This is a genomic window from Phenylobacterium sp., assembly GCF_030654915.1.
Classification (GTDB): Bacteria; Pseudomonadota; Alphaproteobacteria; order Caulobacterales; family Caulobacteraceae; genus Phenylobacterium.
Window position 1 is genome coordinate 1 of the sequence record NZ_JAURWM010000085.1, and the last position, 15,645, is coordinate 15,645.

The 15,645-nt window shown below is 66.5% G+C and carries 13 protein-coding genes and 2 tRNA genes; 7 read left to right on the forward strand and 8 right to left on the reverse strand.

The window, feature by feature from the left end:
- Positions 1–688, reverse strand: a 688-nt coding sequence (locus Q7T84_RS04100; protein WP_304806429.1) for a Sir2 family NAD-dependent protein deacetylase, incomplete at its 3' end; no start/stop codon positions are given.
- A 329-nt stretch (positions 689–1,017) separates the two neighbouring features.
- On the opposite strand from Q7T84_RS04100, the gene Q7T84_RS04105 reads away from it, so the two are divergent.
- From Q7T84_RS04105 to Q7T84_RS04115, 3 genes are read left to right on the forward strand one after another with little or no spacing between them, the layout of a single operon-like run.
- The gene (locus Q7T84_RS04105; protein WP_304806430.1) at positions 1,018–2,925 is read left to right on the forward strand and encodes a methyl-accepting chemotaxis protein; all 1,908 of its coding nucleotides are present in this window, start codon (positions 1,018–1,020) and stop codon (positions 2,923–2,925) included.
- Complete coding sequence (locus tag Q7T84_RS04110) at positions 2,925–3,395, forward strand: chemotaxis protein CheW (RefSeq protein ID WP_304806431.1); 471 nt, start codon at positions 2,925–2,927, stop codon at positions 3,393–3,395. Before Q7T84_RS04105 ends, Q7T84_RS04110 begins: the two co-directional genes overlap by 1 nt.
- Positions 3,396–3,445: 50 nt before the next feature.
- Positions 3,446–5,740 (forward strand): methyl-accepting chemotaxis protein, encoded by a 2,295-nt coding sequence (locus tag Q7T84_RS04115; protein WP_304806432.1) that lies wholly within the window; start codon positions 3,446–3,448, stop codon positions 5,738–5,740.
- 146 nt (positions 5,741–5,886) lie between these two features.
- Here the strand turns inward: Q7T84_RS04115 and Q7T84_RS04120 are convergent, their stop codons facing one another.
- Both Q7T84_RS04120 and Q7T84_RS04125 read right to left on the reverse strand, forming a co-directional pair.
- A complete protein-coding gene (locus tag Q7T84_RS04120; RefSeq protein ID WP_304806433.1) occupies positions 5,887–6,174 on the reverse strand; it encodes a DUF167 family protein in 288 nt (95 codons plus the stop codon).
- A 4-nt stretch (positions 6,175–6,178) separates the two neighbouring features.
- Positions 6,179–6,493, reverse strand: a complete 315-nt coding sequence (locus Q7T84_RS04125; RefSeq protein WP_304806434.1) for a YggT family protein — start codon at positions 6,491–6,493, stop codon at positions 6,179–6,181.
- Positions 6,494–6,620: 127 nt separating this feature from the next.
- Here Q7T84_RS04125 and Q7T84_RS04130 point away from each other — a divergent pair.
- Positions 6,621–6,696 (forward strand) — tRNA-Ala (locus tag Q7T84_RS04130).
- A 128-nt stretch (positions 6,697–6,824) separates the two neighbouring features.
- Here the strand turns inward: Q7T84_RS04130 and Q7T84_RS04135 are convergent.
- Together Q7T84_RS04135 and polA are read right to left on the reverse strand one after the other, a co-directional pair.
- Positions 6,825–7,241, reverse strand: a complete 417-nt coding sequence (locus Q7T84_RS04135; RefSeq protein ID WP_304806435.1) for a cupin domain-containing protein — start codon at positions 7,239–7,241, stop codon at positions 6,825–6,827.
- Positions 7,242–7,343: 102 nt separating this feature from the next.
- Complete coding sequence (polA, locus tag Q7T84_RS04140) at positions 7,344–10,205, reverse strand: DNA polymerase I (RefSeq protein ID WP_304806436.1); 2,862 nt, start codon at positions 10,203–10,205, stop codon at positions 7,344–7,346.
- A gap of 143 nt (positions 10,206–10,348) precedes the next feature.
- Here polA and Q7T84_RS04145 point away from each other — a divergent pair, with 143 nt between their 5' ends.
- Complete coding sequence (locus tag Q7T84_RS04145; RefSeq protein ID WP_304806437.1) at positions 10,349–12,379, forward strand: MHYT domain-containing protein; 2,031 nt, start codon at positions 10,349–10,351, stop codon at positions 12,377–12,379.
- Positions 12,380–12,384: 5 nt separating this feature from the next.
- Here Q7T84_RS04145 and Q7T84_RS04150 read toward each other — a convergent pair whose 3' ends face one another.
- Both Q7T84_RS04150 and Q7T84_RS04155 read right to left on the reverse strand, forming a co-directional pair.
- Positions 12,385–13,185, reverse strand: a complete 801-nt coding sequence (locus Q7T84_RS04150) for an isocitrate lyase/phosphoenolpyruvate mutase family protein (protein ID WP_304806438.1) — start codon at positions 13,183–13,185, stop codon at positions 12,385–12,387.
- 95 nt (positions 13,186–13,280) lie between these two features.
- A complete protein-coding gene (locus tag Q7T84_RS04155) occupies positions 13,281–13,529 on the reverse strand; it encodes a zinc-finger domain-containing protein (protein WP_304806441.1) in 249 nt (82 codons plus the stop codon).
- A 247-nt stretch (positions 13,530–13,776) separates the two neighbouring features.
- On the opposite strand from Q7T84_RS04155, the gene Q7T84_RS04160 reads away from it, so the two are divergent.
- Complete coding sequence (locus Q7T84_RS04160) at positions 13,777–14,715, forward strand: ABC transporter ATP-binding protein (protein ID WP_304806439.1); 939 nt, start codon at positions 13,777–13,779, stop codon at positions 14,713–14,715.
- Between the two features lie 49 nt (positions 14,716–14,764).
- Positions 14,765–14,841: transfer RNA gene (locus Q7T84_RS04165), tRNA-Arg, on the forward strand.
- Between the two features lie 139 nt (positions 14,842–14,980).
- Here Q7T84_RS04165 and Q7T84_RS04170 read toward each other — a convergent pair.
- The coding region (locus tag Q7T84_RS04170) for a PEPxxWA-CTERM sorting domain-containing protein (protein WP_304806440.1) at positions 14,981–15,645 on the reverse strand (665 nt) is incomplete at its 5' end.

Here is a 15,645-nt window from a genome sequence, read left to right on the forward strand (position 1 = left end):
CGGCAACCGAGTCGAGCGGCGTCGGCTCGCGGTTGACGATGGCGAGGTGCGCACCCTGGCGTTTGGCGCGCGCGGGGAAGCCCGCCGCCGGATACACCACCAGCGACGAGCCCAGCACTAGGAACAGGTCGCAGGCGAGCGTGGCGGCCTGCGCCCGCTCCATCGGCTCATCGGGCATGGCCTGGCCAAATGAGATGGTCGCGGACTTCACCAGGCCGCCGCAGGCCCGGCAGGTCGGAATTTCGCCACGCTCCAAGAAGCTTTCGCGGAAATCGTCGAACTCGTGCCGCAACCCGCAGGCGAGGCAGCGCGCATAGTGAGCATTACCGTGCAGCTCAATCACGTGATCATCGGGGACGCCCGACTGCTGGTGTAGGTTGTCCACGTTCTGGGTGATCACCGTCGTGGCCCTACCGCTCGCGACCAGCCGGGCGACGGCGGTATGGCAGTCATTGGGCTGGGCGCCGGTCCAGCGCGCCGCCCCCGAATAGACCCGCGTCCAGGCCTCTCGCCGGCGGCCTTCGTCGCCTACGAACTCCTGGAAGTAGATCGGTTTCATTCGGCTCCAGACCCCGCCTGGACTGCGAAAGTCGGGAACGCCGGACTCGGTGGAAATACCGGCGCCGGTGAACACGACGATCTTGCGCGCCGCGGCTATGGCGCGGGCCAGTTGGGCGCGGTCTGACACTAGCTGGCGCTCACGAGAAGGGTGTGACTCACGACCTGCTCCTTCTGACGTCGGTCGCTAGTGGGTAGCGCGGCCGAACCGCGGGCGCCAGCCGATCAGTGCGACCTGCCTGTCCGCAACCGAAGTATGGCCGATGCTGAGGGGGCAGGTATTGCCAAGAGTAGATTTCGGTAATTCCCATTTGTCCATCTTGAATTGTGTCACTTTCGCGACCAACCGGCGCAGCTTTCCGGATGCGACAATTTGCCTGACGCCGATTAACTGCGGTTAACAGTCGGGAAGCGAAATGAGGTCGATGACTTGGCCCATATTACTTTCGGGGCGTGGCTATGAACTTCAAAGACGTGCGTATATCGACCAAGTTGATCTCGGCGTTCGCCCTGATCCTGGCGGTCTTTACGCTATCGGCGGTCATGGTGTTTTTCAGTCTGAACACCATCGACAAGGCCGCTGAGCAGAACAGCACCAGCAATCTGAATATCCAGGATGTCACCGCTGTTCTTGCCTATTCCGTGGAACAACAGAACGGTGCGCGGGGCTTCGCCGCCACCCAGAATGACGACTTCCTTAAAGGCTATGCGGGGGATGCGGAGGCCGCTGACAAGCGCCTCGAATCCTTCACCGCTCGCACGTCGCGGCCCGAGCAGCGCGAGCGAGCGGCCCGTCTGAAGACAGCCCTGATCGAATGGCGCGGCAAGAACGACCAGATCATCGCCTTGGCTCGCGATCCCGCCACGCTGGAGCAGGCGCGCGCCATGATCGACGATGTCCGGCTGACGGATGTCCGCGGCGTTCAGGGCGAAATCCTGACGGCGCAGACGGCCCTGGTGACTGAGCGCTTCGAAGCCCAGCAGAAGGCTATCAGCCAGGCCCAACTGGTCTTGATTGTGGGCAGCCTGATCGCTGTCGCAGCCGCCGCGGTGATGGCCTGGATCCTGTCGCGAGCGATCGCGGCGCCGGTTGGCGCGATGTCTCGCGTGATGGGACGCCTGGCGTCAGGCGACAACACCGTCGATGTCCCCGCCATTGGCCGCAAGGACGAGATCGGCCAGATGGCGCAGGCGGTGCTTGCCTTCAAGGACGCGGCGATCGAGAAGCTGCGCCTTGAGGCCGAGAGCGCCGAGCACCGCGCCGCGGTCGAGGCTGAACGTCAGCTGCGCGAAGAGGAAAAGGCGCGTGACGCCGAACAGGACGCCATCGCGATCGGCTCGCTGGCCGAGGGCCTGGGCAGGCTGGCGCATGGCGACCTGACGTTCCGCATCAGCGCGACGTTCGCACCCAAGGCCGAGCAGTTGAAGACCGATTTTAACGCCGCGGTGGAGACGCTTCAGAGCACCATGTCGGTGATCACCGGCAACACCACCAACATGCGCTCCGGCGCCGGCGAGATCAGTCAGGCGGCCGACGACCTGTCGCGCCGCACCGAGCAGCAGGCCGCGAGCCTGGAAGAGACCGCCGCGGCGCTCGACCAGATCACCGCCACGGTCCGCAAGACCGCCGAGGGCGCCAATCATGCCCGCACGGTCGTGGAGACCGCGCGATCGGACGCCGAGCAGAGCGCGGTGATCGTCAGCCGTGCGACCGCGGCCATGGGTGAGATCGAAGGCTCGTCCAAGCAGATCGGCCAGATCATCGGGGTGATCGACGAGATCGCCTTCCAGACTAACCTGCTGGCTCTGAACGCCGGCGTCGAGGCCGCCCGGGCCGGGGAAGCTGGCCGCGGCTTCGCGGTCGTCGCTTCGGAAGTTCGGGCTCTGGCGCAGCGTTCGGCGGAGGCGGCCAAGGAGATCAAGTCGCTGATCACAGCCTCCTCGGCGCAGGTCGGCCAAGGCGTCGACCTGGTCGCCCAGACCGGCAAGGCGTTGCAACGGATCGCCACCCAGGTGGCCGAGATCAACGGGGCGGTGTCGGAGATCGCCGCCAGCGCCCAGGAACAGGCCGTCGGTCTGCACCAGGTCAACACCGCCGTTAATCAGATGGATCAAGTTACGCAGCAGAATGCGGCCATGGTCGAAGAGTCCACCGCCGCCAGTCACGCGCTCGCTAGCGAAGCCACCGAGCTTGCCCGCTTGATGGGCCAGTTCATGATTGGCCAGGACAACGATCGTCCGGTCGCCCGTAAGACCGCTGCGCCTCGCGCGTCGCGACCCTTGCCTGCAAGGGGTTACAGCTCCGGCGCCGCCACTGCGGCGCGCTATGAGCCGGTCGGAGAAGCCGACACTTGGGAGGAGTTCTGATGGAAGTTTCCACGTCACGCATACCGTCGCCCGGCGCCGAGTTGATCTCGGTCCGCATTGGCGACCAGGCCTATGCGATCGACATCATGGCGGTCCGCGAGATTAGGGGATGGACGGCCGCGACGCCGCTGCCCCACGCGCCGCCGCATGTTCTGGGCATGATGAATCTGCGTGGAGCGATCCTGCCGGTCATCGACCTGGGCGCGCGGCTCGGCCTCGGCCCGGCCTCGCCCAGCGCGTCGTCGGTCGTGGTGGTCGCCCAGATCGGCGAGGCCCAGATGGGCCTGGTGGTCGATGCGGTGTCCGACATTCTCACGGTCACCGAGGGGCTAATCCAGCCTCCGCCGGAAGTGGGGAGCCAGGAATCGGCGGCCTATGTCGCCGGTGTGATGACCACGGATACGGGGATCGTCTCCCTGCTCTCGCTCAATCACATCCTGCCGGCCGACCTCCAAGCGGTCGCCGCCTAGCGCACTAACCCTCCCGCGTGTCCCCGATCGGTCGTCAAGGATCCACGAGTATGTTGGCCCGTCTGTCTATTGCCTGGAAATTGATGATCGCAGCGGGGTGCGCGATCGGGGCGCTGCTGTTGTTGGCCGCGGCGCTGGTCGCGGCCAACGCTAGCGGGATGGTGCGGGACCTTTCCAACGACAACGCCCGGGCCCTGGCCGGCAAGGCGGCCGCCCAGGTGGCGACCGACCTTGGCCAGATCCAGGGCGTCGGCTCGGCGATGGCCTTGACGCTCGGCGCGGCTCACGAGGCGGGGGTTCGCGACCGCACCGTGCTTGCGCAACTTCTGAAGCCCTCGGCCTCAGCCTCGCCGATGATCCTCGGCGCCTGGTTCATGGCGATTCCGGATGCGCTCGACGGCCAGGACGCGGCCCATTTGGGCGACACCGCTGGTGGCTCCAACAAGCTCGGTCAGTTCACGCCTTACTGGGTGAGCAGCGGCGGGCAGGTGCGGCTGGAGCCGCTGGACACCGGTACGGACTACGAGCAGCCATTCTATCAAACCAGCTTTAAGAGCGGCAAAGCCGCCATTGTCGAACCCTATCCCTACGAGGTCGACGGCAAGACCGTTTCGATGACCTCGGTCACGTTCCCGGTGATGTCCGGCGGCAAGATGATCGGCGTGGCCGGGCTCGACCTGGCGCTTGACGACGTGTCTAGCCGCCTGGGGGCCCTGAAGCCCTTCGGCGACGGCCGGGTGATGCTGGTGTCGCCGAACGCCAACTGGGTCTCCCATCCCGACGTGGCCCTGCGCATGAAGCCCTATGCCGACGCTGGCGCGAGTGAATTGAAGGCTGCGCTCTCAAGCGGTGAGCCGGTTCTGCTGACCCGCCTGGAACAGCCGATCGGTCAGGTCGAGCGTCTGGTGACGCCCGCGCCGCTGCCGGGCCTGAACTCCACCTGGGCGGTGGTGATGGATGTCCCGACCAAGCACATCACCGGCCCAGCCCGCCAACTGGCCATTGGCCTGGCGGTCGGCGGCCTGGTGATCCTGGCTCTGGTCCTAGGCGCTCTGTTCATCGCCGTGGGCAAGCTGGTGCGCCAGCCCCTGGCGCAGATCACCGCCGCTGTCGGCGAACTGTCGGCCGGTCGCTATGACCAGGCGGTCGGCGGAGTCGACAAGGGCGATGAGGTCGGCGAGATCGCTCGGGCCCTGGACGGCTTCCGTCATGGCCTGGCTGAGAACCGCGCCCTGCGCGCCGGCCAGGAAGCGGCCAATCTTGCCGCCGACACCGAACGTCGCCGGGCGGAGGCGGAGCGGGCCGCTGTCGCCGAGCAGCAGGCAAGGGTCGTCGGCGCCTTGGCTCAGGGGCTTGAACGCCTGGCTCACGGCGACTTGACCGCGCGCGTCGAGGGCCAGTTCGCCCCGGAGTACGAAGCCCTGAAGCACGACTTCAACATGGCCATGAGCCAACTGCAGAACACGATGGGCGTGGTGGTCGGCGCCACCTCCAACATGCGCTCAGGCGCCGACGAAATCAGCAAGGCGGCGGACGACCTGTCGCGCCGCACCGAGCAGCAGGCCGCGAGTCTGGAAGAGACCGCCGCGGCGCTTGACCAGATCACCGCCACGGTCCGCAAGACCGCCGAGGGCGCCACTCACGCCCAGGGCGTCGTCCAGACCGCTCGCGCCAACGCCGCCGAGAGCGCCGACGTGGTGCGTCACGCAACCGACGCCATGGGCGAGATCGAGACCTCCTCCAAGCAGATCGGCCAGATCATCGGGGTGATCGACGAGATCGCCTTCCAGACCAACCTGCTGGCGCTGAACGCCGGGGTCGAGGCCGCCCGCGCCGGCGACGCCGGCCGTGGCTTCGCGGTCGTCGCCTCGGAAGTGCGGGCCCTCGCCCAGCGCTCGGCCGATGCGGCCAAGGAGATCAAGGCCTTGATCAACACCTCCTCGACCCAGGTCGGGCGCGGTGTGGGCCTGGTCGCCGAAACCGGCAAGGCGTTGCAATTGATCGTCACCCAGGTGGCCGAGATCAACGGCATTGTCGGCGAGATCGCCGCCAGCGCCCAGGAACAGGCCACCGGCCTGCATCAGGTGAACACGGCCGTGAACCAGATGGACCAGGTCACCCAGCAGAACGCCGCCATGGTCGAGGAATCGACCGCCGCCAGCCATGCCTTGGCCAGCGAAGCGGTGGAGCTGGCCCGGCTGATCGGTCAGTTCAAGACCGGCGTCGTCGAACAGGCGCAGCAGCGCCCGGCCGAGCGCCAGCGGCCGGCTCAGCGCCAGGCTGTGGGGAGCGGCGGCCCGCGCCTGGTCGCTGAACGCCAGGACAGCGGCTGGGAAGAGTTCTAGCGCCGCGCTTCCTCGGCAAGATCGTCATGGCCGGCTCTTGTGCCGGCCACCCATAGACTCCGCGGTCGGGGAGCTGCCTGGAAGGTTCGTGCGTATGGATCACCGGGACAAGCCCGGCGATGACGAACTGGATGGGATTGGCCCGTCTAGGCGGGAGTCGGCCGCTGGCCGAAGGCCGCCTCGATGTCCTGCTCGTCCAGGCCTTCGATCTCGATGATCTTCAGCCGGGCGGCTTCGCCAGAGACGATGCGGACCGCCGACTTCGGGCGCCCCAGCGTCTTGGCGAGGAAGGCGGTGAGCGCGGCGTTGGCCTGGCCGTCGGCGGGCGCGGCCGAGACCCGGACTTTCAGATAGGGCCGCCCGGCTGGATCGAGCGCCCAGCCGTCGACGCCGTCGCGGCCGCCCTTGGGCGTCACCCTGACGGGCAGTCGCATGATCCTAGGCGAACAGGCCGATCAGGCCGTTGGCCACCGCCGGCAGCAGGTAGCGCTGGATGCCGGAGATCACCAGGATCGCCAGGACCGGGCTGATGTCGACCCCGCCCAGGTTCGGCATAATCTTCTGGAAAGGCGCCAGGACCGGCCGCGTGACCGCGTCGAGGAACCGGGCGACATTATAGACGAACTGGTTGCGCAGATTGATCACGTCGAAGGCCACCAGCCACGACAGGATGGCGCTGGCGATCAGCGCGAAGACCAGCAATCCGAGGATTGCGTTCACAATGTAGAACACGAAGCCGATCAGCGAGATCATCAGGAATTCCGAGGCGGAGGAAGGGTCCTGTATCGTCCGACAGGGCGCGGCTGGCAAGCCGTGACGCGGTGTTGCGACGAGGCGGCTTGACAGGGTGGGGTCCGACCCCCTAATTCCGCGCCTTCCTGGGGCCGTAGCTCAGTTGGTAGAGCGCCTCGTTCGCAATGAGGAGGTCAGCGGTTCGACTCCGCTCGGCTCCACCAGGAACCTCCCGCGTCTAAGCGAGCGCGTGTTCGTCGGCCCCAAGGGGTTAGGCGATCATTTGCCAGCCGGTCAGGCTGGAGCCTAGACCCCACGTTCATGCTGTCTCTCGCCGCCGCGCTGACGCCGGTTAGATTTTCGTGCCGGGTCCGTCCTCGGTGAGGACGCCATCGAAGTGATCTTCCTTGGCTTCGACCTCCGGCTTGGCGGGATGCACCACGCCGTCCCGATGCTCGGGCGGGGCGTAGAGGGTGTAGAGCTTCAGCGACTTCTCGCCGGTGTTGATCACGTTGTGGCGCGCGCCGGCCGGCACGATGATCGCGTGGTCGCTCTTGATCTTGGTGCGAACGCCGTCGATCCAGACCTCGCCCTTGCCCTTCTCGACCCGGAAGAACTGGTCATGCCCGGCGTGGACTTCCTCGCCGATCTCCTCGCCGGCCTTCAGCGACATCAGAACCAGCTGCAGGTTTTTGCCGGTGTAGAGCACGCGGCGGAAGTCCTTGTTGCTCTCGGTCAGGTCCTCGATGTCCTCGACGAAGCCCTTCATGACGATCCTCCTGGGGTGGTGAGACCAGGAGCTTACGCGTCTTGGCGGCCGCTCCCATGATCGATGTCATGGGAGGTCGGCGCTTCAAGCGAACGTGAGCGCCTAGTGAGCGTCGTCCCAGTTGGCCGCCGCCCTGGCCTCGACGACCAGCGGCACGGTGAAGGCCACCGCCGGTTCAGCCGCGCGCTCCATCACCCGCTTGGCCAGGGTGATGACCGCCTCGGCCTGCGCCTCTGGCGCTTCGAAGACCAATTCGTCGTGCACTTGCAGCAGCATGCGCGCGGTCAGGCCCGCTCGTTCCAGCGCGCCCGGCATCTGGATCATCGCCCGGCGCATCACGTCGGCGGCCGCGCCTTGGATCGGGGCGTTGATCGCCGCCCGGTCGCCGAAGGCGCGCTCGGCCGCCGACTTGGACTTCACCGCCGGGATATTGACCTTGCGGCCGAAGACGGTGGTCACGAAGCCCTGGGTGCGGGCGGCCAGCTTGGTGCGGTCCATATAGGCGCGGATACCTGGGAAGCGCTCGAAGTAGGTCTTGATATAGGCCCCGGCCTCGTCCTGCGGGATCGACAGCTGGTTGGCCAGGCCGAAGGCCGAGATGCCGTAGACGATGCCGAAGTTGATCGCCTTGGCGCGGCGACGAGTCTCGGCGGGCATGCCCTCGATCGGCACACCGAACATTTCCGAGGCGGTGGCCGCGTGAATGTCGTGGCCCTCCAGGAAGGCCTTCTTGAGCTGCGGGATGTCGCCGACATGGGCCAGGATCCGCAGTTCGATCTGGCTGTAGTCGGCGCTGATCAGCACATGGCCGGGCTCGGCGATGAAGGCCTTGCGGATCTTGCGGCCTTCTTCCGTGCGGATCGGGATGTTCTGCAGGTTCGGGTCGTTGGAGGAAAGGCGGCCCGTGGTGGTCGAGGCCAGTGCGTAGGATGTGTGGATGCGGTTGGTCCGAGGCGCGATGGCCGCCACCAGATTGTCGGTATAGGTGCCCTTCAGCTTGGACAGCTGGCGCCAGTCGAGCAGCACGCGCGGCAACTCATGGCCCTGAGCGGCCAGGTCTTCCAGCATCGAGGCGTCCGTGGACGCCGCGCCGGTGGCGGTCATCCGGCCTGAGGCCAGTCCCATCTCCTGGAACAGCAGTTCGCCGACCTGTTTGGGCGAGCCGAGGTTGAACGGTCGGCCAGCCAGCTTGTGGGCTTCGGCCTCCAATTCCCCCATGCGGTTCGAGAAGTCGTAGGAGAGTTTGCGCAGCTGGTCCGGATCGACCTTGATCCCGTTGTTCTCCATCATCGCCAGGACCGGCGGCATGCCCCGCTCCAGGGTCTCGTAGACGGTGAGCAGCCCCTCCGCGACCAGGCGCGGCCGCAGATGTTGATACAGCCGCAAGGTCACGTCGGCGTCCTCGGCCGCGTAGCAGGTCGCCGGGTCCAGCGGCACGTGCTTGAAGCTTTTCTGAGCCTTGCCGGACCCGGTCACCGAGGCGAACTTGATCGGCTCGTGCGCCAGCCAGCGCTTGGACAGTTCGTCCATGCCGTGGCTCTTGTGCAGTCCTGCCTCCAGCACGTAGCTGATCAGCATGGTGTCCTCGATGGGGCCGACCTCGATCCCGTACCGCGAGAGCACGGCGATGTCGTACTTGGCGTTCTGCGCGATCTTCAGGACCGACGGGTCCTCGAGCAGCGGCTTCAGCCGCGCGATCACCTCGTCGCAGGCGATCTGTTCGATCTCGGCCGGAGTCTCGAACTCCAGGCCGCCCGTGCCTTCGTTCTCGTGGCCGACCGGGATGTAGCAGGCCTCGCCCGGCGCCATGGCCAGGGAGATGCCGCAAAGCGCCGCATTGGCTGATGAGAGGGCGTCGGTCTCGGTGTCGAAGGCCACCACCCCCACCGCGCGCGCGCGGGCGATCCAGGCGTCCAGGGTGGCCAGGTCGCGAACACAGACATAGGCGCTGGTGTCGATGGCCGGATGATCGGGCGTGCTGGGCTTGGCGGGGGCTGGCGCGCCCGGTGTGCTCGCTGTGCCGCCGCCGCCCGAGACGCGGCGGGCCAGGGTGCGGAGCTCCATCTCCTCGAGGAACTTGCCCAGCACCTCGGGGTCCGGCTCGGCGATCGCTAGGTCGTCGATCGGCGCCGGCAACGGCGTCTCGCAATCGAGTCGCACCAGTTCGCGCGACAGGCGGATCTGGTCAGCGAACTCGATCAGGGTGTCGCGGCGCTTGGGCTGCTTGATCTCCGAGGCGCGGGCCAGCAGCGTGTCGAGGTCGCCATATTCATTGATCAGCAGGGCGGCGGTTTTGACGCCGATCCCAGGCGCGCCCGGCACGTTGTCGACGCTGTCGCCGCACAGGGCCTGGACATCGACCACCTTGTTCGGCGGCACGCCGAATTTCTCGACCACCTGCTCATGGCCGATCTTGAGGTTCTTCATGGTGTCGAGCATCTCGACGTTGGGTCCGACCAGCTGCATCAGGTCCTTGTCGGACGAGACGATGGTCACATGACCGCCGGCGTCGCGCACCTTGCAGGCATAGGCCGCGATCAGGTCGTCGGCCTCGTAGCCGGCCAGTTCCAGGCTGGGCACGCCGAAGGCCCGCGTGGCCTCGCGCACCAGGGGGAACTGCGGGACGAGGTCCTCGGGCGCCGGCGGGCGGTGAGCCTTGTACTGATCGTACAGCTTGTTGCGGAAGGTCTTCTCCGAGTGGTCGAAGATGACCGCCAGATGGGTGGGGCCCTCGGCCTGGGCGCGCATGTCCACCAGCAATTTCCACAGCATGTTACAGAAGCCGGAGATGGCGCCGATCGGCAGGCCGTCCGACTTGCGCGTCAGCGGCGGCAGGGCGTGATAGGCGCGAAAAATGAACCCTGAGCCATCCACCAGATAGAGCCGCACCGCCGGCCCGTCCTGGGTCGGTTGGCGGGGGATGTCGTCGAGAGTGGCGAGGGCTTCGAGGGGCGCGTCGGTCATGCCGGGAAGATAGGGACCAGATGGCCTTTGGTCACCCTCCCGTTCGCGGCGTTAAGGTAAGGCTTACCTCCTATGCGATATTTTCCGTGGTGAACAACTACCAGACGTAGTCGGTGACATGCTCCCTGGGGGGTGAGCGGGTCATGCAAATACTCGGGCTCTGCTTCAGCAACGCCGCTGTCGGCGTCCAGACCCACCACGACACCGCCTTGGTGGTGCTCTCCTATCTGATCGCCGTGGTGGCCTCGTTCACCGCCCTCGACATGACCGAACGATTGCGCACGGCCACGCCTTCCTCGCGGCGCTTTTGGCACTTTGGCGCGGCTCTCGTGCTGGGCGGCGGCGTCTGGTCGATGCACTTCATCGGCATGCTGGCCTACCGCACGCCCTTCACCGTGCAGTATGACGCGGGCTTGACCATCATCTCCGGGGTTGTCGCCGTGGCCGGGGTCGCCGCCGGATTGCAGGTGCTGGCCGCGCGCACCACGCCGCTGCGGATTCTTGGCGGCGGCGCCCTGGTCGGGTTGGGCGTCTGCACCATGCACTACATGGGCATGAGCGCCCTGCGGGGGCCGGGCGATATCTATTATCGCCCGCTGTTCTTCGCCCTGTCGGTCTTGATCGCGCTTGGCGCGTCCACCGTGGCCCTCTGGCTCGTCGTCACGCTACGCACGGCGACACAGCGCGCGCTCGCCGCCCTGATCATGGCGGCGGCGATCTGCGGGATGCATTTCACGGCCATGGCGGGGACGGTCATGGTGGTGTTGCCCGAGGCCGACATCGCTGGCGGCTCCTTGGTCTCGGGCTCGCTGCTCGCGGCGACGATCGTCGCCTGCATGGCGTTGATTCTCGGCATCGCCCTGATGTGCGCCTATCTCGACCGCCGGCTTGAGGCGCGCTCCATGGCCGAGGCCGAGCGGCTGCGGGCCGTGAATGAAGACCTGGAAGGCGTGGTGCAATCGCGCACCGTGGATCTCACCACAGCCCTGGCGGCCCTCGATGAACAGCGCCGGCGGGCGGAATCGGCCAACCGGGCCAAGTCCGACTTCCTGGCCAATATGAGCCACGAGCTGCGCACGCCGCTCAACGCCGTCATCGGTTTCGCCGAGGTCATGCAGATGGCGGGTGGGGGCGATGGTCTGAGCCCGCGCCAGACCGAGGCGGTCGATCAGATCCAGACCGCCGGGCGCCACCTGCTGGCCCTGATCGAGGAGGTGCTGGACTTCGCCAAGATCGAGAGCGGCAAGGTGTCGATCTCGATCGAGGCTATCGACCCGCAGGACTTGGCCCGAGGGCTGTATGGCAGCTTCAAGCTCGCGGCCGACCGCGCGCAGATCGGCTTGAAGATCGCCGCGGCCGACGAGGACATCGCCGTCCGCGCCGATCATCTGCGACTCAAGCAGGTGCTGTCGAACCTGATCTCCAACGCCATCAAGTACAATCGACCGGGCGGCTCGGTGCAGGTCGAGATGCGGGCGGCCGGCGACCGGGTGCTGCTCAGCGTGATCGACACAGGCCTGGGCATTCCCTCGCACCGGATGGGCGAACTGTTCGAGCCCTTCGAGCGGCTGGGACGAGAGGGCCTGGACGTGGAGGGCGCGGGGCTAGGGCTCGCCCTGACCCGCCGTCTGGTCGAGGCCATGGAGGGCGAGCTGAGGGTCGAGAGCCGGGAGAATGTCGGCTCGACCTTCATTGTCGATCTGCCGTCCGCGACGCTGGACCAGGTCGAGGCGCGTGTCGCCCCCCAGGGTGCGCAAGCCGTCGTCGGCGCCGGCCCGCAGGCCACGGTGCTCTATATCGAGGACAACGCCTCCAACATCCGCCTGATGCGCCACATCGCCGACGCACTGGGCGGACTGGACCTGCACGTCGCCGAGCATCCGGTCGAAGGCCTGGAGTTGGCGGCGCGCCTGGGGCCTGATGTCATCTTGCTCGACATCAATCTGCCGGGCATGGACGGCTTCCAGGTCAAGGCGCGGCTGGAGGCCAATCCGGTCACCCGCAATATCCCGGTCATCGCGATCTCGGCCAATGTGCTGGCCGAGACCATGACGCGGGGCCAGTCGTCCGGCTTCCACGGCTATTTGACCAAGCCGATCAGCATCGGGGCGCTGGTCAGCGCGATCCAGGACGCGACGGCGCCAACGTTCGAGGGCGGCGCGCTCACGGCCTGAGTTTGTCAGCCAAACCGCTTGTTGAGGTCCGGGGCGTCCTTGCCGGCCTCCGCCAAGGCGCTGGCGTCGCCATCGGCGAGATAGGCCTCCACCGCCTGGGCCAGCGCTCCATAGGCGACGCGGAAGGGGGCGGTGGCCGAACTTAGCCGGCGAACGCCCAGGGCCTGCAGCTTGGCGGCCGGGGCCATGCCGCCGCGGCCCATGACGTTCAGCGGCAGGGCGATGTCCCGCGCCAAGGTCGCCAGGAGGGGCTCGTCGGTCGGCCCCGGCACGAAGACACCATCCGCCCCGGCGCTCCGATAGAGTTCGGCGCGTCGCAGGGTCTCGGCCAGCGCCGCCTCGTCCTTGGCCAGGCCGCGCAGATAGACGTCGATCCGGGCGTTCACGAACAGCGGCACGCCGCTCTGGGCGGCGGCTTCGCGGGCGGCCTCGATCTTGCGAGCGTGTAGGTCGGGCGAGCGGCCGCCGTCCTCGAAATTGATCCCTACGGCGCCGGCGCCGATGACGCCCTTGATGGTTTCGGCCACCGTGGCCAGGTCGTCGGAATAGCCGCCCTCGATATCGGCGGTGAGTGGAACCTTCAGCACGCGCGTCATTTCACCGATGGCCGACAGCAGGGTCGGTATCGGCAGGATGTCGCCGTCGGCATAGCCATGCGCCCAGGCGAGCGCGGCCGAGGAGGTGGCGACGGCCTTGGCGCCGGCGTCCTCCATCATCGCCGCGCTGGCGGCGTCCCAGGCGTTGGGCAGGACGAGGATCTGCGGACCCTCATGCAGTCGTCGGAATGTCTCGGCTTGCTGGCCCATGGGCGCCTTCCGTCTGACAGAGTGAGATCTGATCACGACGATATAGGCGACGCCCTTGTGACATGCTGGCGGAAAACGGCCGCCAAGACCGCAGGCTAGTGGCCGTGCGGGCCTTCGTAGACGCCGGGGGCCAGGCGCTCGTCCTCAGGACCCTCGGAACCTTCGGGCAGGACGAAACGGCGATCGCAGTAGGGGCACTCGACAAACGAGGCTTCGCCCATCTCAAGCCAGACTCGTGGGTGACCGAGCGCGCCGCCGACGCCGTCGCAGGCGACGCGGCCCGAACGCACGACAATGACTTCCGAGGCCGGCAGATGCGACGTGCGGGCGCCCTTGGCGGGCATGGGTTCCAGCTTGGCCGAGCGACCTTGATCAGGAACGGGGGCTTTGCGGGCCATTTGAACTCTCCGGCGGCGGAAGCTTGGCGGATGCTCCGCGCGCGCCTAGGTATGCGACCACGGCTTTCGTCGTCAATGCACGCCCCCTGGTGCGCTGTTCGTTTCGGACGATCGAAACGGCGTCTCAGGCCCCTCATCCGCATTCTCGCTGGCGCTTTCAGCCCGCGAGGCCGCGCTTGGTACAAAGAGACGCATGACTCTTCCCGAATTCGCCATCGAAGCCGAAGACGTGGTCAAGATCTATCCGGCCACCAAGACCTCGCCGGAGATGCACGCCTTGCGCGGGCTGAACCTGAAGATCCCGCGCGGGTCGATCTTCGGACTGCTGGGGCCCAATGGCGCGGGCAAGTCGACCTTCATCAACACCCTGGCCGGTCTGACCAAGAAGACCAGCGGCACGGTGAAGATCTGGGATCGCGACATCGACGTTCGCCCCCGCGACGCGCGCGCCGCCATCGGCGTGGTGCCGCAGGAGATCTCCGCCGACCCGTTCTTCACCCCGCGCGAGTCCCTCGAGGTGCAGGCCGGCATGTACGGCGTGCCGGCCAAGGAGCGCCGGACCATGGAGCTGCTTAATGCGCTCGGGCTCGGCGACAAGGCTGAGGCCTATGTGCGCCAGCTGTCGGGCGGCATGAAGCGGCGGCTGATGGTCGCCAAGGCCATGGTGCACAATCCCCCGGTGCTTATCCTCGATGAGCCCACAGCCGGTGTGGACGTCGAATTGCGCCGTCAACTCTGGGCCTATGTGCTGGAGTTGAACCGCAAGGGCGTGACCATCGTGCTCACCACCCACTATCTCGAAGAAGCTCAAGAGCTCTGCGACCAGATCGCCATCGTCAACCGCGGCGAGGTGGTGGCCTGCGAGCCGACTTCCAGCCTGCTGCGCCGTCTGGACACCCGCAATGTGGTGGTGACGCCTGAAGAGCCCCTGGCTGATGCGCCGTTGCTGGAGGGTTTCGAAACCCGGCCGCGGGCAGGCGGCGCCTTTTCGGTCACCTACCGGACCGGCCAGTCGAGCGTGGAGCAGGTGTTGGCGGCGGTTCGCGCCACCGGTCTGCATATCAAGGACATCTCCACCGAAGACCCCGATCTGGAGGACGTTTTCGTTTCCTTGACGACGGCGGGCGCCTAAGCCTTCCGTTTCGCTTCGCTTTCAGTTAGACAGCGCAACCTCTGAAGACGCACCCGTAGCTCAGCTGGATAGAGCGTTGCCCTCCGAAGGCAAAGGTCACACGTTCGAATCGTGTCGGGTGCGCCAGAGATTTCAATGATTTGAACGGCTTCGACGCCAGGGACTTGGGTCGCTGGTTCCTGCGTCGCTGGGCCTTGGGTCGAGACAAAAGAAAAGCCGGCGAGGCTGGGCCCCGCCGGCTGATCAAGAGAGATGCTCGTTCGTCTTAGGCGACGGCGAGGATGTTCCGACGGCGACGGATAGCCGCGCCGGCCAGGCCAAAGCCCGTGATCATCATCGCCCAGGTCGCCGGTTCCGGAACCGCGCTCACGGCCCAGCCGTCGCTTTCGTAGGCGTTTTGGCCGATCGACTGCAACGTCACGGACTTGGCGACATCACCGCCAAAGTAGAAGTTCACTCGATAGGCTAGGCTTTGGTCGCCGGTGGTCGGGAACAGCGTGCCGCCATTCGAGATCTGCGTGCCACTTAGGGTCACGGATGGGGCGTTGAAGAAAGTAAAGGTAATGGAGTTGTAGGTGTCCGGCGAGCCCATGAAGAGGCTGAAGTTCGTGAAGCCTCCGAGCGAGGTCAAGGTCGCCGAGCCGTCAGTGCCGTTGGCGCTCTGCACGGCTATATAATTTCCCGGGGTGCCGGGAGGTTCAGCGTAGAGGCCATTGGCGCTGCCAGTTCCGATAAAGAACGGGTTTGTCGTTCCGAAGATGTAGCCAGGCGCAAGCGCCGCGTCAAAATCCTGCACCATGGTCTGGCCAGCGCCAACGTATGAGCCGTAGCTGCCGTCGCCCAGGATCGAGGTTGTAATAGCGGCGTTCGCTGCGCCGGCGACTGCAAAGCTGGAGACAGCGGCGATAGCCGCCACTTTCAGGAACTTAT

What these genes read in the sequence shown, in the direction of transcription:
- Q7T84_RS04160 (WP_304806439.1), top strand. Translation starts at nt 13,777, where the DNA reads ATGACTCTTCCCGAATTCGCCATCGAAGCCGAAGACGTGGTCAAGATC.
- Q7T84_RS04150 (WP_304806438.1), bottom strand. Translation starts at nt 13,185, where the DNA reads ATGGGCCAGCAAGCCGAGACATTCCGACGACTGCATGAGGGTCCGCAG.
- Q7T84_RS04145 (WP_304806437.1), top strand. Translation starts at nt 10,349, where the DNA reads ATGCAAATACTCGGGCTCTGCTTCAGCAACGCCGCTGTCGGCGTCCAG.
- polA (WP_304806436.1), bottom strand. Translation starts at nt 10,205, where the DNA reads ATGACCGACGCGCCCCTCGAAGCCCTCGCCACTCTCGACGACATCCCC.
- Q7T84_RS04120 (WP_304806433.1), bottom strand. Translation starts at nt 6,174, where the DNA reads ATGCGACTGCCCGTCAGGGTGACGCCCAAGGGCGGCCGCGACGGCGTC.
- Q7T84_RS04125 (WP_304806434.1), bottom strand. Translation starts at nt 6,493, where the DNA reads ATGATCTCGCTGATCGGCTTCGTGTTCTACATTGTGAACGCAATCCTC.
- Q7T84_RS04105 (WP_304806430.1), top strand. Translation starts at nt 1,018, where the DNA reads ATGAACTTCAAAGACGTGCGTATATCGACCAAGTTGATCTCGGCGTTC.
- Q7T84_RS04110 (WP_304806431.1), top strand. Translation starts at nt 2,925, where the DNA reads ATGGAAGTTTCCACGTCACGCATACCGTCGCCCGGCGCCGAGTTGATC.
- Q7T84_RS04115 (WP_304806432.1), top strand. Translation starts at nt 3,446, where the DNA reads ATGTTGGCCCGTCTGTCTATTGCCTGGAAATTGATGATCGCAGCGGGG.
- Q7T84_RS04155 (WP_304806441.1), bottom strand. Translation starts at nt 13,529, where the DNA reads ATGCCCGCCAAGGGCGCCCGCACGTCGCATCTGCCGGCCTCGGAAGTC.
- Q7T84_RS04135 (WP_304806435.1), bottom strand. Translation starts at nt 7,241, where the DNA reads ATGAAGGGCTTCGTCGAGGACATCGAGGACCTGACCGAGAGCAACAAG.